General features: G+C 69.4%; 12 protein-coding genes. 6 read left to right on the forward strand and 6 right to left on the reverse strand.

Annotated elements, in window-relative coordinates:
- Nucleotides 1-136: 136 nt before the first annotated feature.
- The 4 genes from Aple_RS43895 to Aple_RS43910 form a co-directional block, all read right to left on the reverse strand.
- A complete protein-coding gene (locus Aple_RS43895) occupies nt 137-319 on the reverse strand; it encodes a helix-turn-helix domain-containing protein (RefSeq protein WP_155350718.1) in 183 nt (60 codons plus the stop codon).
- Entirely contained in the window at nt 316-999 is a 684-nt protein-coding gene (locus tag Aple_RS43900) for a response regulator (protein WP_155350719.1), read from the reverse strand. The genes Aple_RS43895 and Aple_RS43900 overlap by 4 nt, the downstream gene beginning before the upstream one ends.
- Entirely contained in the window at nt 996-2,291 is a 1,296-nt protein-coding gene (locus Aple_RS43905; protein ID WP_155350720.1) for a sensor histidine kinase, read from the reverse strand. The genes Aple_RS43900 and Aple_RS43905 overlap by 4 nt, the downstream gene beginning before the upstream one ends.
- 680 nt (nt 2,292-2,971) lie before the next feature.
- The gene (locus tag Aple_RS43910) at nt 2,972-3,832 is read right to left on the reverse strand and encodes a RecB family exonuclease (RefSeq protein WP_155350721.1); all 861 of its coding nucleotides are present in this window, start codon (nt 3,830-3,832) and stop codon (nt 2,972-2,974) included.
- 553 nt (nt 3,833-4,385) lie between these two features.
- Between Aple_RS43910 and Aple_RS43915 the strand changes: the two genes are divergently transcribed.
- Together Aple_RS43915 and Aple_RS55865 are read left to right on the forward strand one after the other, a co-directional pair.
- Nucleotides 4,386-5,504 carry a site-2 protease family protein gene (locus Aple_RS43915; RefSeq protein WP_246265249.1) on the forward strand — a complete coding sequence of 373 codons (1,119 nt, stop codon included), beginning with the start codon at nt 4,386-4,388 and terminating at the stop codon, nt 5,502-5,504.
- Between the two features lie 326 nt (nt 5,505-5,830).
- The gene (locus tag Aple_RS55865; RefSeq protein ID WP_155350722.1) at nt 5,831-7,324 is read left to right on the forward strand and encodes an FHA domain-containing protein; all 1,494 of its coding nucleotides are present in this window, start codon (nt 5,831-5,833) and stop codon (nt 7,322-7,324) included.
- A gap of 100 nt (nt 7,325-7,424) precedes the next feature.
- On the opposite strand, the gene Aple_RS43925 is transcribed toward Aple_RS55865, so the two are convergent.
- Entirely contained in the window at nt 7,425-8,045 is a 621-nt protein-coding gene (locus Aple_RS43925) for a TetR/AcrR family transcriptional regulator (protein ID WP_155350723.1), read from the reverse strand.
- A gap of 61 nt (nt 8,046-8,106) precedes the next feature.
- On the opposite strand from Aple_RS43925, the gene Aple_RS43930 reads away from it, so the two are divergent.
- Together Aple_RS43930 and Aple_RS43935 are read left to right on the forward strand one after the other, a co-directional pair.
- Complete coding sequence (locus tag Aple_RS43930; protein ID WP_155350724.1) at nt 8,107-9,018, forward strand: carbohydrate kinase family protein; 912 nt, start codon at nt 8,107-8,109, stop codon at nt 9,016-9,018.
- 14 nt (nt 9,019-9,032) lie between these two features.
- Nucleotides 9,033-10,241, forward strand: a complete 1,209-nt coding sequence (locus Aple_RS43935; protein ID WP_155350725.1) for an aminotransferase class III-fold pyridoxal phosphate-dependent enzyme — start codon at nt 9,033-9,035, stop codon at nt 10,239-10,241.
- Here Aple_RS43935 and Aple_RS43940 read toward each other — a convergent pair.
- Nucleotides 10,225-11,325: a GNAT family N-acetyltransferase gene (locus Aple_RS43940; RefSeq protein WP_155350726.1), complete on the reverse strand. Its 1,101-nt coding sequence runs from the start codon at nt 11,323-11,325 to the stop codon at nt 10,225-10,227. The two genes, Aple_RS43935 and Aple_RS43940, sit on opposite strands and share 17 nt — an antisense overlap.
- Nucleotides 11,326-11,558: 233 nt before the next feature.
- Between Aple_RS43940 and Aple_RS43945 the strand changes: the two genes are divergently transcribed.
- The gene (locus tag Aple_RS43945; RefSeq protein ID WP_155350727.1) at nt 11,559-12,422 is read left to right on the forward strand and encodes a tRNA (adenine-N1)-methyltransferase; all 864 of its coding nucleotides are present in this window, start codon (nt 11,559-11,561) and stop codon (nt 12,420-12,422) included.
- Between the two features lie 197 nt (nt 12,423-12,619).
- Entirely contained in the window at nt 12,620-14,392 is a 1,773-nt protein-coding gene (arc, locus tag Aple_RS43950; protein WP_218038814.1) for a proteasome ATPase, read from the forward strand.
- Nucleotides 14,393-14,570: the final 178 nt, after the last annotated feature.

Here is a 14,570-nt window from a genome sequence, read left to right on the forward strand (position 1 = left end):
CCGATCGGCTGTGGCCTGTCCGCATGGGGGACAGCCGAGCACATCCCATCGGAGGCCGCATCCCGGCTAACGCGCACACAGAGGCCAAAGTGCCGGATGTGAGCAGCGTCTCTCGTCGGTGGGAGGGCCTGGACCTTCAGGCGTCGTAGTCCAGCAGGTCGCCCGGCCGGCAGTCGAGTTCCCGGCAGATCGCGCTCAACGTGGAGAAACGGATCGCCCGGGCCCTGCCGTTCTTCAGGATCGACAGATTCACGATCGTCACGCCCACTCGATCGGCCGGCTCGGTCGGTGTCGTGCCCCGATCGCCCAGCGGCTTCAGGGAAGCGCGCCGGGTGTGATCAGCCCGGTCTCGTACGCGAGGACGACCGCCTGCACCCGATCCCGCAGCGCAAGTTTCGTCAGCACATTTCCGACATGCGTCTTGACTGTGGTCTCGCTGACCACCAGCTCGCGAGCGATCTCCGCGTTGGAGAGACCCTTCGCGATCAGCCGCAGGACCTCCAGTTCGCGCTCGGTGAGGCGGTCCAGGCGGGCCGGGGTGGCCTGCTGGTGGGCGGTGGGCAGATGGGTGGCGAAACGGTCCAGCAGGCGCCGGGTGACGCTGGGAGCCACGATCGCGTCTCCGGCCGCCACCACCCGGATGGCCTGCAACAGCTCGTCCGGCGGCACGTCCTTCAGCAGGAACCCGCTCGCGCCCGCCCGCAGCGCCTCCACGATGTACTCATCGAGGTCGAAGGTGGTCAGCACCAGCACCCGGGGCACATGCGCACTCGGCGCCGCCTCCCTGACGATGCGCCGGGTCGCCTCGATCCCGTCCATGCCCGGCATCCGGATGTCCATCAGAACCACATCCGGCAGCAGCGCGCGCGCCTGATCCATCGCCGTGGAACCGTCACCCGCCTCACCGACCACGGTGACGTCCTGCTCCGCCTCCAGAATGAAGCGGAACCCCGTGCGCAGCAGCGGCTGGTCGTCCACCAGCAGCACCCTGATCGTCATGGTCTGTCCTTGAGGGGGAACTGGGCGCGGACCTCGAAGCCGCCCCCCTGGCGCGGGCCTATCCGCAGGACTCCACCATAGAGGGCGACGCGCTCCTTGATGCCCACCAAGCCGTGCCCTTTCCCCCGGCCCGGCCCGTGACCCGTTCTTCCCTGACCCATGCCCTGACCCATGCCATGACTCGTGCCATGACCCGCTCCGTGACTCCGCTCCGGAACCGTCCCGGGCTGGCGCTGGTCCGGGCCGCGGCCGTCGTCCTCGACGTGCACGGTGAGCTCGCCGGGGTCCTGCCGTACCGTCACCCAGGCCCTGGCCGTGGGGCCGGCGTGCCGCAGGCTGTTGGTGAGCGCCTCCTGGACCAGGCGGTAGGCGGCCAGATCGATGCCGGGCGGCAGGTCGAGTTGCTCGCCCTCCAGCCAGAGCTGGGTGCGCAGCCCGGCCTCGCGCATCTGCTCGACCAGGGACGGGAGATCGTGCATGCCCGGCTGCGGGCCGCGCTCGGCCGGGCCGTCGGTGCGGAGCACGCCGACGATGTTGCGCATCTCCGCCATCGCGGTGCGGCCCATCTGCTCGATCGCCAGCAGCGCGTCCTCGGCCACCTGGAGGTCCTTGTAGAGCATCTTGCGCGCCGCGGCCGCCTGCACGGTCATCACGCTGACATGGTGGGCGACCACGTCGTGCAGCTCCCGCGCGATCCTGGACCGCTCCTCCGCCCGCGCCGCCCGGGTGTCGGCCTCTCTGGCCCGCTCCAGCCGGTCCGCCCGATCCACCAGCTCATCCAGGTACGCCCGGCGCAGCCGCACACTCCGCCCGAGCACCCAGCACAACGTGACCAAGGCCACCACCACGACATGGTCGGCCCAGCCGAACCGTTCGTTGGCGAGCGCCACCGTGAGCAGGTAGCCGAGCAGCGTGTACACCGCGCCGACCACGCTCAGCGCCAGCCCTCGGTAGGCGGCCACCGTGTAGAGCAGGATGGCCGCCGCCAGGCTGGCAAGCCCCGCGTTGAAATGCAGCATGTCCAGCGCGAACTGCGGCACGGCCACGGCCAGCAGCAACACGAACGGCCAGCGCCGCCGCAGCATCACCGACATCGTCATGACCCCGGCCAGCAGCAGGCTGCCCGCGTTCGGCTCGCGCATCGGGACCAGCGCGACCCCGCTCCACTCCGCGATCATCTCGGCGTCGGTGATCAGGATGAAAACGGTGGACGCCACCGTCAGCGTGACCGCGAGCACTGAGTCCCCGATCAGGGGAAAAGCCCGGAGCCAGGACCGCAAGCTGCTACGCACCCAACAAATTTAGGCCGCTCCCCACCCCTCCTGCCTCATCCCCACGAATGATGCGCACACCCACCCCAGCTCCGTTCGGGCGCTGTCGGGCGGCGAGGAGTCTTTGGATCCTGGCGTCTTCGAGATTGAGTGGTGCGCCCACCCAGTTCTGTTTGGGTGCTGTCGGGCGATGAGGAGTCTTTGATCCCGATGTCTTCGAGCTCCCGCGAGTGGTGCGCGCACTCGCCCGGTTCCGTTTCGCCGCGCCCAGGCTGTGCTCGAACTCCCGGTCCAGCGTGTCGCGGATGGCTTGATGGTCGAGCTCGGGCGAGGCCAGGATCTGGTGTGCGCCGGGTCCCTCCAGGGCGGCGGTCCCCAGCAGGAGATGCCGTGCCTCGATCGTCTCAGGTCGTTGTTGTTGCCCGCGCCGCGCCGGTCGTTGAAGCCGGGGTTCGTGCTGGGCGCGCCGTCGTCGGGCGCTGTCTGGGGTGAGGGGTCTTTGATCCTGGTGTCTTCGAGTTCCCGTGAGTGGTGCGCGCACTCATCCCGGTTCCGTTTTGGACGCTGTCTCGGGTGAGGAGTTTTGATGCCCGGGTCTTCGAGATTCTGCGAATGATGCGCGCACCCATTCCCCGCGCCCTATCGGGCGGGGGTGCCTCTGGGCCCGGTGCTCCTGGTGCCTTCGAGCGGGGTGGAGGGCGTCAGAGTTCGTCGGTGGCGGCTCTGCGGGGGAGGCGGCGGGATGGGCGGGGTTCCCGGTCGGGTACCGGGGGTGGGGTGCCGCCGAACTCGGGGCAGAGGGCCTGGTGGTCGCACCAGTCGCAGAGCCGGGAGCGGCGGGCTCGCCATTCGCGGGTGCGCAGCGAGCGGTCGATGGCCTCCCAGAGGGCCTGGACCTTGCGCTCGGTCGCCCGCAAATCGGCTTCGTCGGGCAGGTAGCGCAGCACCTCGCCGTTGCCCAGATACATCAATTGGAGCATGCGCGGCACGCTGCCCTGCTGCCGCCACAACACCAGCGCGTAGAACTTCATCTGGAACAGCGCCTTGGCCTCGAAGTCGGGCCCCGGCGCGCTGCCGGTCTTGTAGTCGACCACCCGCACCTCGCCGGTGGGCGCCACGTCCAGCCGGTCGATGTATCCGCGCAGCATCAGCCCGCTGTCCAGCACGGCCTCGACGTAGAGCTCACGCTCGGCCGGTTCGAGCCGCCGCGGATCCTCCAGCGTGAAATACCGCCCGAGCATCGCCCGCGCCTGTTCCAACCAATCGTCCCGCTCGCCGTCGTCGACGAACAGCGCGCCATAATCCGGCTCCTCGGCCAGCAGCCGCCGCCACTGCGGTTCCAGCAACTCCTGGGCCGCCACGACCGTCCGTCCATCGGCGGGCAGATCGTACAACCGCTCCAGCACGGCGTGCACCAGCGTTCCGCGCACGGCCGCCGCCGACGGCTTCTCCGGCAGCTGATCGATCACCCTGAACCTGTAAAGCAGCGGGCATGTCATGAAATCGCCGGCACGAGAGGGGGAAAGCGCCCCGATGATCGCGCGCTCCTCGGTCAGGGTCATGCCCAGACTGTAGGCCACACGACCGACAGAACCCCTCCAGCACCGCCGAGCGACCCCGATCCGCATGCTCGGCCGCGCATTGGTCGGCCCCGGGCTGCATGGCCGGTCGCACGCTGACCCGGGCCGTCGGCGGCTCCGCTGGCTGACCCGGGATCGTGTGGTTGGCTGGCCGCTGGTCGGCCCGGTCGCGTGGTTGGCCGCACGCTGGTCCGGGCCTCCGGCGGCTCTGCCGACTGACCCGGGATCGTGTGGTTGGCTGGCCGCTGGTCGGCCCGGTCGCGTGGTTGGCCGCACGCTGGTCCGGGCCTCCGGCGGCTCCGCCGACTGACCCTGGACCGCGTGGTCGGCCGGGCGCTGGTCGGCCCCCGGGTCGCCTCGTCGGACGCGCACCGATCGGACCCCGGCCGTATCGTCGGCTCCGCTCCGGCTGTGTGGTCGGTCGCACCAGTGTTCGGAATCGTGCGGGTGGTCTGGTGGAGGTCATGATTGCTGGGCGTCGCATATCGGCTGGCGGAGCGTAGGATCGACGCCAAGGAAGGGGAACATCACCGCTATGAGCACACCATCTCCGGGGCTGCGCATGGGGCGGCCGTTCGGCATCCCGGTGTACGTGTCGCCGACGTGGCTGATCGTCGCCGCGTTCATCACGATCAGCTTCAAGCCGCAGGTGGGTGATCGGCTGCCGGAGTTCTCCGAACTCGCGCAGTATGGCATCGCGCTGATGTTCGCCGTGTTGCTCTACGTGTCGGTACTTTTGCACGAGCTCGCGCACTGCGTGGTCGCCAAGGCCTACGGTCTTCCGGTCAAACGGATCACGCTCTATCTGCTGGGCGGCGTCTCCGAGATCGAGAAGGAGCCGGACACTCCGGGCAAGGAGTTCCTCGTCTCGTTCGCGGGGCCGATGGCCTCGCTCGGGCTGGCCGGGGTGTTCTTCCTGGCCGACCGGGTGATGGACGGCAACTCGGTGGCCGGCGTCCTGGTCTTCATGCTGTGGTTCTCGAACCTGATCGTCGGCATCTTCAACCTGCTGCCCGGCCTGCCCCTGGACGGCGGCAGGATGCTTCGCGCGGGCGTCTGGAAGGCCACCAGCAGCCCCAACTCCGGCACGGTCGCCGCCGCCTGGGTGGGCCGCGTGCTGGCCGTGGCGCTGGTGCTGTCCCAGCTGATCCTGCCCCTGATGGCCGGGCAGGAGCCGGACTTCACCACGGTGCTCTGGTCGATGGTGCTGGCCTCCTTCATCTGGATCGGCGCCTCCCAGTCGCTGCGGGTGGCCAAGGTGCGCTCCCGGCTGCCCCAGGTCCGGGCCAGGACTCTGGCCCGCCGCGCGCTCCCGGTCACCGCCGAGGTCCCCCTGGCTGAGGCCCTGCGCCGCGCGCGCGAGACCGGCGCGGGCGCGATCGTGGTGGTCGACCACGAGGGACGCCCGACCGCGATCGTGAACGAGGCCGCCGTCAACGCCACCCCCGAGCAGCGCCGCCCCTGGGTCACCGCGGGCGCGGTCGCGCGTAGTCTGGAACCGGCGTTAGTGCTGGGCGCCGACCTGGAGGGCGAGCCACTCATCGACGCCATGCGCGGTAACCCCGCCGGGGAGTACCTGCTGGTCGAGCGGGGCGGCGAGATCTACGGCGTACTCGTCACCGCCGACGTCAACAAGGTCTTCACCGGAGTATGAGCTTCGGACACGACGACAAGGGCTTCGCCAGGGATTGGCTTCAGGGCGCGACATCCAGGGCGTCGCCCGGTGTGAACGCTGGACGCGACAACCAGACGTGGGTGGGTGTGGTGGGTGGCATGTCGAACCTGTTTGTCCCACTCGTCTAACTCGCGTTCCGCCACTAGTGTTCTGGTCAGCTGATCAGGAGTGTTCTTGTTTGCCACGTTACGAGTAGCAGGTGGCGGTTGCCTTTCGGGGTGGCCGAGGATCGCGGCGAGGACTCGTCGACGCGGTGTGATGTCGGCGCCGCTGGACAGGTGGCGCGTGCGGGGAGGGAGAGGTCTGTGACGGATCAGGGCGCGGGGGTTGTCCGTCCGCTTCCGGGTGAAGGCGTGGTGGCCCACTTCAATGGGTTGCTGCTGGTCTGCGGTCCCGCGGGCCCGGTGGTGGAGGAGTTGCTCGACGCGCTGCGGGAGACTGCGGGCACGGGGGGTGACGGGCGGGTGCTGGCTCGCCGGGTGGCCCAGGTGCTGGCCCGTTCCATGAACGGGGATCCGATCGCCTGCGCGGTGGCCGGTTCCGCCGGTGGCGGTGTGGCGGTCCTGGTGTGCGGGGCGGCCATGGCGTCCGTGCTCGGCGGTCCGGACGGCGACGTGATGTTGTCGGGCCAGGATTCGCTGACGTGGACCGATCGGCTGGTCAACGGCCCGGTGACCAAGGTGGAGCTCCGCCTGCCGGGTTCCGGGGCGTCGAGCCCGTATGCGCGCTTGGACGGTGGCGTGGTGGCGGGCGCGGGAGTGGAGATCGACTTCACTTCGCCGGGTCACACCGTGCACCGGCCGGTGCCGCCCGGTCCTGGTCATCCGTACCCGCCGCAGCCCGCTCAGCCCGCCCAGTCCGGACCGGCCCAGTCGATCCTGCCGCACGAGCCGATCGCGCCCCGCGAGCCCGTCGTGCCCCCGTATGGGGGTCCGCCGGCGCCGCCGCCGATGCCTCCGGGGCCGCCGCCCATGCCTCCCGGCCCGCCCCCGATGCCGCCGAGCCCGCCGCCGATGCCGCCGGGTCCGCCCCCGATGCCGCCGGGTCCGCCAGGGCAGCCCGGTCCGCTCGGGCATCCGTCCGGGCCGCTGCCGCATCCCCTGCCGCCTCCGCCGATGCCGCAGCCGATGCCCCAGGGCAATCCGCCGATGCCGCCGCCCATGCCGACCGGGCCCCAGCCCTCCCCGATGGATGAGCCGATGCCGGTGGCGACCCGGGACGAGAGTCACCGGCAGGCCAACGGGCATCAGGCCGGGTCGGTCACCCGGACCGGGGACGTGAGCGAGAGCACCCAGCTGGACGCCACGCCGACCCCTGAGGCCGGGCCGATGGTGCACGGGGTGGATTGCAAGAACGACCACTTCAACGATCCGCGGGTGCCGTACTGCGCGGTGTGCGGGGTGCCTTTGGTGCAGAGCACGCTGGTGCCGTACAAGGGGACCAGGCCCGCGCTCGGGGTGTTGCTGCTCGACGACGGGCTCGCGTTGCGGCTGGACTCCGACTACATTCTCGGCCGGGATCCGGAACGCGCGTCCGAGGTTCAGGCGGGCCAGGCCCGGCCGGCCAGGGTCACCAGCCCCGACGGCTCGGTCTCCCGCCGCCACCTCCGGGTGGCCCTGGAGGGCTGGGACGTCACCCTGGTCGATCTCGGCTCCGTCAACGGCACCCAGATCCAGCCTCCCGGCGACCCCAACTACTACGACATCCCCCCGAACGAGCCGGTCCCCATCGTCCCCGGCACCACCGTCCGCATCGGAGTGTCCAGAACGATGCGTTTCGACGGTCACCGAGAAGCCTGAGTGGTACGTGGGGATTGCCTGGCCCGGTTCTCCCCACCCACCCAGCCCTTTGATTCCCCTCGGGCTCCGCCCGCCCCGGCCATCGCGGTGTTCGGGGTGGCTACGGAGCGGCCGGGCCTGCCGTGCCGGAGGCGTGGTCAAATGCGAGGCGGTCCAGTTCGGAGCGCATGATGCGTTCCATGCGGGTGTCGTCGGCGGGGTAGAGGAGGCGGTGGACGCTGAGGCCGTCCACCAGGGCCAGGAGGCGTTCGGCCAGGTCGTCGAGGTTTTCCTGGGTGGTCAGTTCGCCGGCGTCGCGGGCTGACTGGAGGAGCGTGCGGATGAGGCGGCGGAGGTCGGCCGCCTCTTCGCGCTGGACCTGCAGGAGGGCCGGAGAGCTGATGCTGCGGGCCCAGAAGCCGATCTCCAGGCCCGTTTCCTGGACGCGCTCCTCGTCGAGGGGGAGGTTGTCGAGGAGGACCTCGCGGAGGGCGGTCAGGCCGGTGCGGCCGGCGAGTTTGGCCGTCAGGCGGGCGGTGATGCGGCGGTGTGAGGACTGGAGGGCCGACAGGAGGATGTCGTCCTTGTCGGTGAAATAGTGGGTGAGGACGCCGTTGGAGTATCCGGCTTCCTTGGCGATGGCGCGGGTGGTGGCCGCCTCGATGCCGTCGCGCAGGATGATGCGTCGCGCGGCCGCCACGACTTCCTGGCGGCGCTCCTCGTGATTCACGATCTTTGGCATGATTCCCCCGATAAAACCGGCTGTTGACATTTTAGTCGGACGCCCGTCTATTATCCAGGGCATGACCGTCCTCACCCTAGGCGTCCATATCGTGGACGTGCTGGCGCGCCCGGTGGAGTCCATTCCGGCCGGCCAGGACACGCATCTGGTGGAGCAGGTCCGGATCACGGCCGCCGGGGCCGCCGCGGGCACGGCGGTCGATCTCGCCAGGCTCGGCGTCCCCGTCGCCTCCGCGGGAGCGGTCGGCGACGACGAACTCGGCGACTTCCTCCTGATGATTATGGCCAGACATGGCGTCGATGTGTCGGGTGTGGCGCGAAAGTCCGGCGAGCAGACCGCCGCGTCGATCCTCCCGATACGTCCGGACGGCGGCCGCCCCTCCTTCCACGTTCCCGGCGCCAACCTCGGGTTCGCGCTCGCCGATCTCGACCCGGCTCAGGTCCTGGGCGCGAACCTGGTCCATCTGGGCGGCATGGACGCGAGCTGGGGCCTTCACGATCCGGCTTTCTTCGCGTTACTCGACGAAGCCCGCGCGGGCGGCACGATCATCACCATGGACCTGCTGTCCAACATGCCCGACCTGATGCCCGCCGCGAAGGTCTTCCTCCCGCACCTGGACTACTTCCTCCCCAACGAGGAACAAGCCCTCATGATCACCGGCGCCGCCACCGTCGAGGAGGCCGCCACCGCCCTGCTCGCCGAAGGCCTGACCGCCGCCCTCATCACCGTGGGCGCCCGGGGCAGCCTGGTCGCCACCGCCGAGGGCATCACCCACGTCCCCGCCCTGGACATCGAGGTCGTCGACACCACCGGCTGCGGCGACGCCTACTGCGCGGGCTTCATCGCCGCCCTCCTCAACGGCCGCTCCCTCATCGCCGCCGCCGAACTCGGCACCGTGGTCGCGGCCCGCGTCGCCGGAGGCCTCGGCTCCGACGCGGGCTTGACGGACGCCCGGAACCTACTGTCCGACTAGATACGAGGATCTTCATGTCTATTGACGCGGAATTGCGGGCACGGGCCGCCAAGGTCATTCCGGGTGGGATGTACGGGCATCTCAACGCCGTGCTGCATGGGGAGACGTACCCGCAGTTCTTCGTACGGGCGGAAGGGGCCCGGCAGTGGGACGCGGACGGGCGGGAGTTCATCGATCTCATGTGCAGCTGGGGGCCGATGATCGTGGGGCACCGGAATCCGGTCGTGGAGGAGGCCGCCGCGGCGCAGCAGGCGCGCGGGGACTGCCTGAACGGGCCTGGGCCGATCATGGTGGAGCTGGCCGAGCTGCTGGTGGAGGTGATTCCGGCCGCCGACTGGGCCATGTTCTCGAAGAACGGGACCGACGCGACCACGCAGGCGCTGATGGTGGCCAGGGCGGCCACCGGGCGTACCAAGGTGCTGGTGGCGCACGGGGCCTATCACGGGGCCGATCCGTGGTGTACGCCCGGGTTGTCGGGGGTGACGCCCAACCAGCGGGCCGACAACGTGGAGTTCACGTACAACGATCTGGCCAGCGCGGAGGCCGCGGCGGCGGTGGGGGATGTGGCCGCGATCCTGGTCACGCCGTTCAAGCATGACTCGTTCGAGGATCAGGCGTTCGCGGAGGCGGAGTTCGCCAGGGGCGTACGGGCGCTGGCCGATCGGCTCGGGGCGGCGCTGGTGATCGACGAGGTGCGGGCGGGGTGGCGGCTGGACCTGCGCGGGTCGTGGGAGGGGTTCGGGGTGCGGCCGGATCTGTCGGCCTGGAGCAAGGCCATGGCCAACGGGCATCCCATCGCCGCTGTGACGGGCGTGGACGCGTTGCGCGGCCCGGCCCAGACGCTGTACTCGACCGGGTCCTTCTGGTTCTCCGCGAGCGCCATGGCCGCCGCCAAGGCCACTATCGAGATCCTCCGGGACACCGGTGGCGTCGCGCTGATGGAACGCGCGGGCGACCGCCTCCGGGCGGGCCTGGCCGCCCAGGCCGCCGCACACGGCTTCGTGGTCAACCAGACCGGGCCGGTGCAGATCCCGTGGCTGTCGTTCGAGGGTGACGAGACCCTGGCGCGGGGCGTCGCCTGGGCGGCCGCCTGCCTGGCCGAGGGCGTCTACCTGCACCCGTGGCACAACTGGTTCCTGTCCACGGCGCACACCGACGACGAGATCGACCGGGCCCTGCAGCGCACCGACGCCGCGTTCGCCAAGCTCAGGAGCGCAGTCTGACCCAGCGGACATCGTCGAGCCGGGTGCCGTCGGGCCCGGGCAGGAGCTCCTTCGCCACGCCCTCCCGGGTGAAGCCCGCGCGTTCCAGCACCCGGTGCGACGCGGTGTTCGTCGGAACCGTCCCGGCGATCACCCGATGGATCGCGGTGTGCGCGAAGACCCACTCCACCAGCAGCTTGACCGCGCGGGTCACATAGCCGCGCCCTCGATATTCGGGCAGCAGGCTGTAGCCGGTCATGGCCTCGCCGAGGGGCGGGATCACGTGCGAGAGCTGGATGTCGCCCGCGAAGGCGCCCGTGGCCGCGTCCCTGATCGCGATCTCGGCCTGTTCGGCGGCCAGCCAGCGGTAGCCCGCGTTGCGGCAGCGGAGCGCGGTGGTGGCGTAGTCGGGGCGGCCGGGGGGCACGTGGTGGGCCATGACCTCGGGGTCGCCCATCATGCGGTGGTAGTCGCCGGCGTCGGCGGGCGCGAGCCGTACCAGCCGGATCACGCCGTCGGTGAGCTCGCCGCCCGGAAAGTCCGGCAGGTACGGCCGGATCGGGTCGCCGGGGTCGGTGGCGAGCCGGGCGAAGGCCACCATGTCGCAGCGGGAACCGTCGCGCCGGCTGCCGGCGCCGCGGCGGATGCCCTCCCGGACGAAACCGGACGCCATGGCCACCTTCTGGGAGCCGAGGTTCTCGATGTCGGCCAGCAGGTCCAGCCGTTGTGCGCCCTGAGCGAAACGCCACGCCGAGACCGCCCGCGTGGCCGCCGTGGCGATGCCCTTCCCGCGCGCCCAGGGCGCCACCCAGTAGCCGACCTCCACGTTGCCGAACCGGTCCGGCGGCTTGACCCCGATCACGCCCTGCGGCTCGTCGGTGGCCGGGTCGGCCATCACGAAGTCCGCGCCGTCCTCCGCCCAGGCGTGCTCGGCCAGCTTGTTCTTCCAGAACAGGGCGTCCGCCCGCGTGTACGGCACCGGGATGAGCGGGATGAATCGCGCGATCTCCGGGTCGGCACAGGCGCGGGCCACGGCGTCCATGTCCGCGTCCACCGGCGGGCGGAGGTTGACCGGGCCGGCGGGGATGGTTTCACGGGGGAGCATGAACCCTTACCTACCAGGGCCGCAACCCTCCAGGCGAGTCGATTAGTCGGCTCTCCACCCACCCCGGCAAACTTCCGCGCCAGTCGTAAGGTAGGAATTGCTCGGCCGCGCCTGTGTCTGGACTGAGGAACGCAGGTCGCGAAGCGGCCGGAGTGACGAGGGAAGACGCAGGCTGAGGGCGGCCGAGCCGCCGATCCGAAGGATCGGCAAAGAAACACAGATAGCCTTGCGGCATGGGTTTTCGCAGGCACGGCCCGTTTCAGGCCGGGGATCAGGTTCAGCTCACCGACCCCAAGAACAAGCGGCACACGCTGACGCTGAAGGCTGACGGGGTCTTCCACACGCACAAGGGCTGGATCCCGCATACCGACCTGATCGGACAGCCGGAAGGATCGGTGGTGCGCTCGTCCGGAGGCACCCAGTATCTGGCGTTCCGTCACCTGCTCCAGGACTACACCCTGGCCATGCCGCGCGGCGCGGCCGTGATCTATCCCAAGGACTGCGGCCAGATCGTCGCCATGGCCGACATCTTCCCGGGCGCGAAGGTGGTCGAGGCCGGGGTGGGCTCGGGGGCGCTCAGCTGCTTCCTGCTCCGGGCGGTCGGCACGGAGGGCTCGCTCACCTCCTACGAGCGGCGGGCCGACTTCGCCGAGATCGCCACCAAGAACGTGGAGAAGTTCTACGGCGGCGAGATGAAGCAGTGGCGGCTGGTGGTCGGCGACTTCGTGGAGGCGCTGGACGAGACCGACGTCGACCGGATCATCCTGGACATGCTGGCGCCCTGGGAGTGCGTCGACGCCTCCGCGCGGGCCCTCACTCCCGGTGGTGTTATCTGCTGTTATGTGGCGACAACGACGCAGTTGTCCAAGACGGTGGAGACCATCAGGGAGCACGGGAGTTTCACCGAGCCCCATGCGTGGGAGACCTTGGTTCGCGACTGGCATGTCGAAGGGCTCGCGGTCCGGCCCGATCATCGGATGGTCGGCCACACCGGGTTCCTTGTCACCGCCCGCCGCATGGCGGACGGCGTCACGCCGCCGCCGCGACGCAGGCGCCCGTCCAAGGGTGCGTACGGGGAGGGAACAGAAGGTCAGTGACGATTTAGCGGCGAACCGGCAAAGTGGCGTGACACGGGGAACAAACCATGTGTTCGATGTGCTCACGTCTATGAACCAGTCGAAAAGGCACCAAATCACCAGGCACTCAACGTAACGAGACGAACACCAGTCGGCTACGTTTTTTAAGGCCGTCAGATTGGTAGTGACTTGAGTAGTCTTTCCTCGAATGGAAGGAGGTGACGGGCGTGGCAGCTCGCGATGACGCTGAGGCTCGGGCCGCGCAGCGCGAACGGGAGGTCACTGACCTCACAACTCAGGTCTCCTTCCTTCAGGAGGAGATCACCGCGCTGCGTCGCAAGCTCGCCGAGTCCCCCCGGCAGGCCAGGGTTCTCGAAGAGCGGCTTCACGACGTGCAGGCCCAGGTGGCCGCCCTCACCAGCCAGAACGAAAGGCTGGTCTCCACCCTCAAGGAGGCCAGGGACCAGATCGTCGCCCTCAAGGAGGAAGTCGACCGGCTGGCGCAGCCGCCGTCCGGCTTCGGCGTCTTCCTCGAGGGCCGGGAAGACGGCACGATCGAGGTGTTCACCGGCGGGCGCAAGCTCCGGGTGAACGTCAGCCCCGCCGTGGACGTCGACTCGCTCAAGCGTGGCCAGGAGGTCATGCTCAACGAGGCGCTCAACGTGGTCGAGGCCCTCGGCTTCGAGGACGTCGGCGAGATCGTCATGCTCAAGGAGCTCCTTGAGGACGGTCAGCGCGCCCTGGTCATCTCGCATGCCGACGAGGAGCGCGTGGTCAAACTGGCCGAATCGCTGCTGGAGCAGCCGATCAGGTCGGGCGACTCGCTGCTGCTCGAGCCGCGCTCGGGCTATGTGTACGAGCGGATTCCGAAGTCCGAGGTGGAGGAACTGGTCCTCGAAGAGGTCCCCGACATCTCCTACGACGAGATCGGCGGCCTGCGCGGCCAGATCGAGCAGATCAGGGACGCGATCGAGCTCCCGTACCTGCACGCGGACCTGTTCCGGGAGCACAAGCTCCGCCCGCCGAAGGGCGTGCTGCTGTACGGCCCGCCCGGTTGCGGCAAGACGCTCATCGCCAAGGCCGTCGCCAACTCCCTGGCCAAGCAGGTCGCGGAGAAGACCGGCCAGTCGGGCAAGAGCTTCTTCCTCAACATCAAGGGCCCCGAGCTTCTCAACAAGTACGTCGGCGAGACCGAGCGGCACATCCGCCTGGTCTTCCAGCGGGCGCGGGAGAAGGCCTCCGAGGGCACCCCGGTGATCGTGTTCTTCGACGAGATGGACTCGATCTTCCGGACTCGTGGGTCGGGCGTCTCGTCCGACGTCGAGAACACCATCGTGCCCCAGCTGCTGTCGGAGATCGACGGCGTCGAGGGCCTGGAGAACGTCATCGTCATCGGCGCCTCCAACCGCGAGGACATGATCGACCCGGCGATCCTGCGGCCCGGCCGCCTGGACGTCAAGATCAAGATCGAGCGGCCGGACGCCGAGGCGGCGAAGGACATCTTCTCGAAGTACCTCATCTCCGATCTGCCGCTGCACGGCGACGATCTGGCCGAGCACGGCGGCAGCCGCGAGGGCACGATCGCCGAGATGATCCAGCGGGTGGTCGAGCGGATGTACACCGAGATCGAGGAGAACAGGTTCCTCGAGGTGACGTACGCGAACGGGGACAAGGAAGTCCTGTACTTCAAGGACTTCAACTCAGGGGCGATGATCCAGAACATCGTCGACCGGGGTAAGAAGATGGCGATCAAGCAGTTCCTGGAGACCGGGCAGAAGGGCCTGCGGATCCAGCATCTGATGGCCGCCTGCGTGGACGAGTTCCGGGAGAACGAGGACCTGCCGAACACCACGAACCCGGACGACTGGGCTCGCATCTCCGGCAAGAAGGGCGAACGGATCGTCTACATCCGCACGCTCGTGCAGGGCAAGCAGGGCACCGAAGCCGGACGCTCGATCGACACTGTGGCCAACACGGGTCAGTACCTGTAGACCACTCCGAAACGGCGCGGACCCCCGGGTTCGCGCCGTTTCGTCATGCCCCGCGATCACGTGATTCTCCCACCCACCCTCCCTTTGATTGATCTCGGGCTCCGCCCGACCCCGCCAACCCCGTGGCTTCGCCACGCCCACCGGGCAGCCAGCCGGGCATCATGCGAGTGATCACGGG

This window comes from Acrocarpospora pleiomorpha, from assembly GCF_009687885.1.
GTDB lineage: Bacteria > Actinomycetota > Actinomycetes > Streptosporangiales > Streptosporangiaceae > Acrocarpospora > Acrocarpospora pleiomorpha.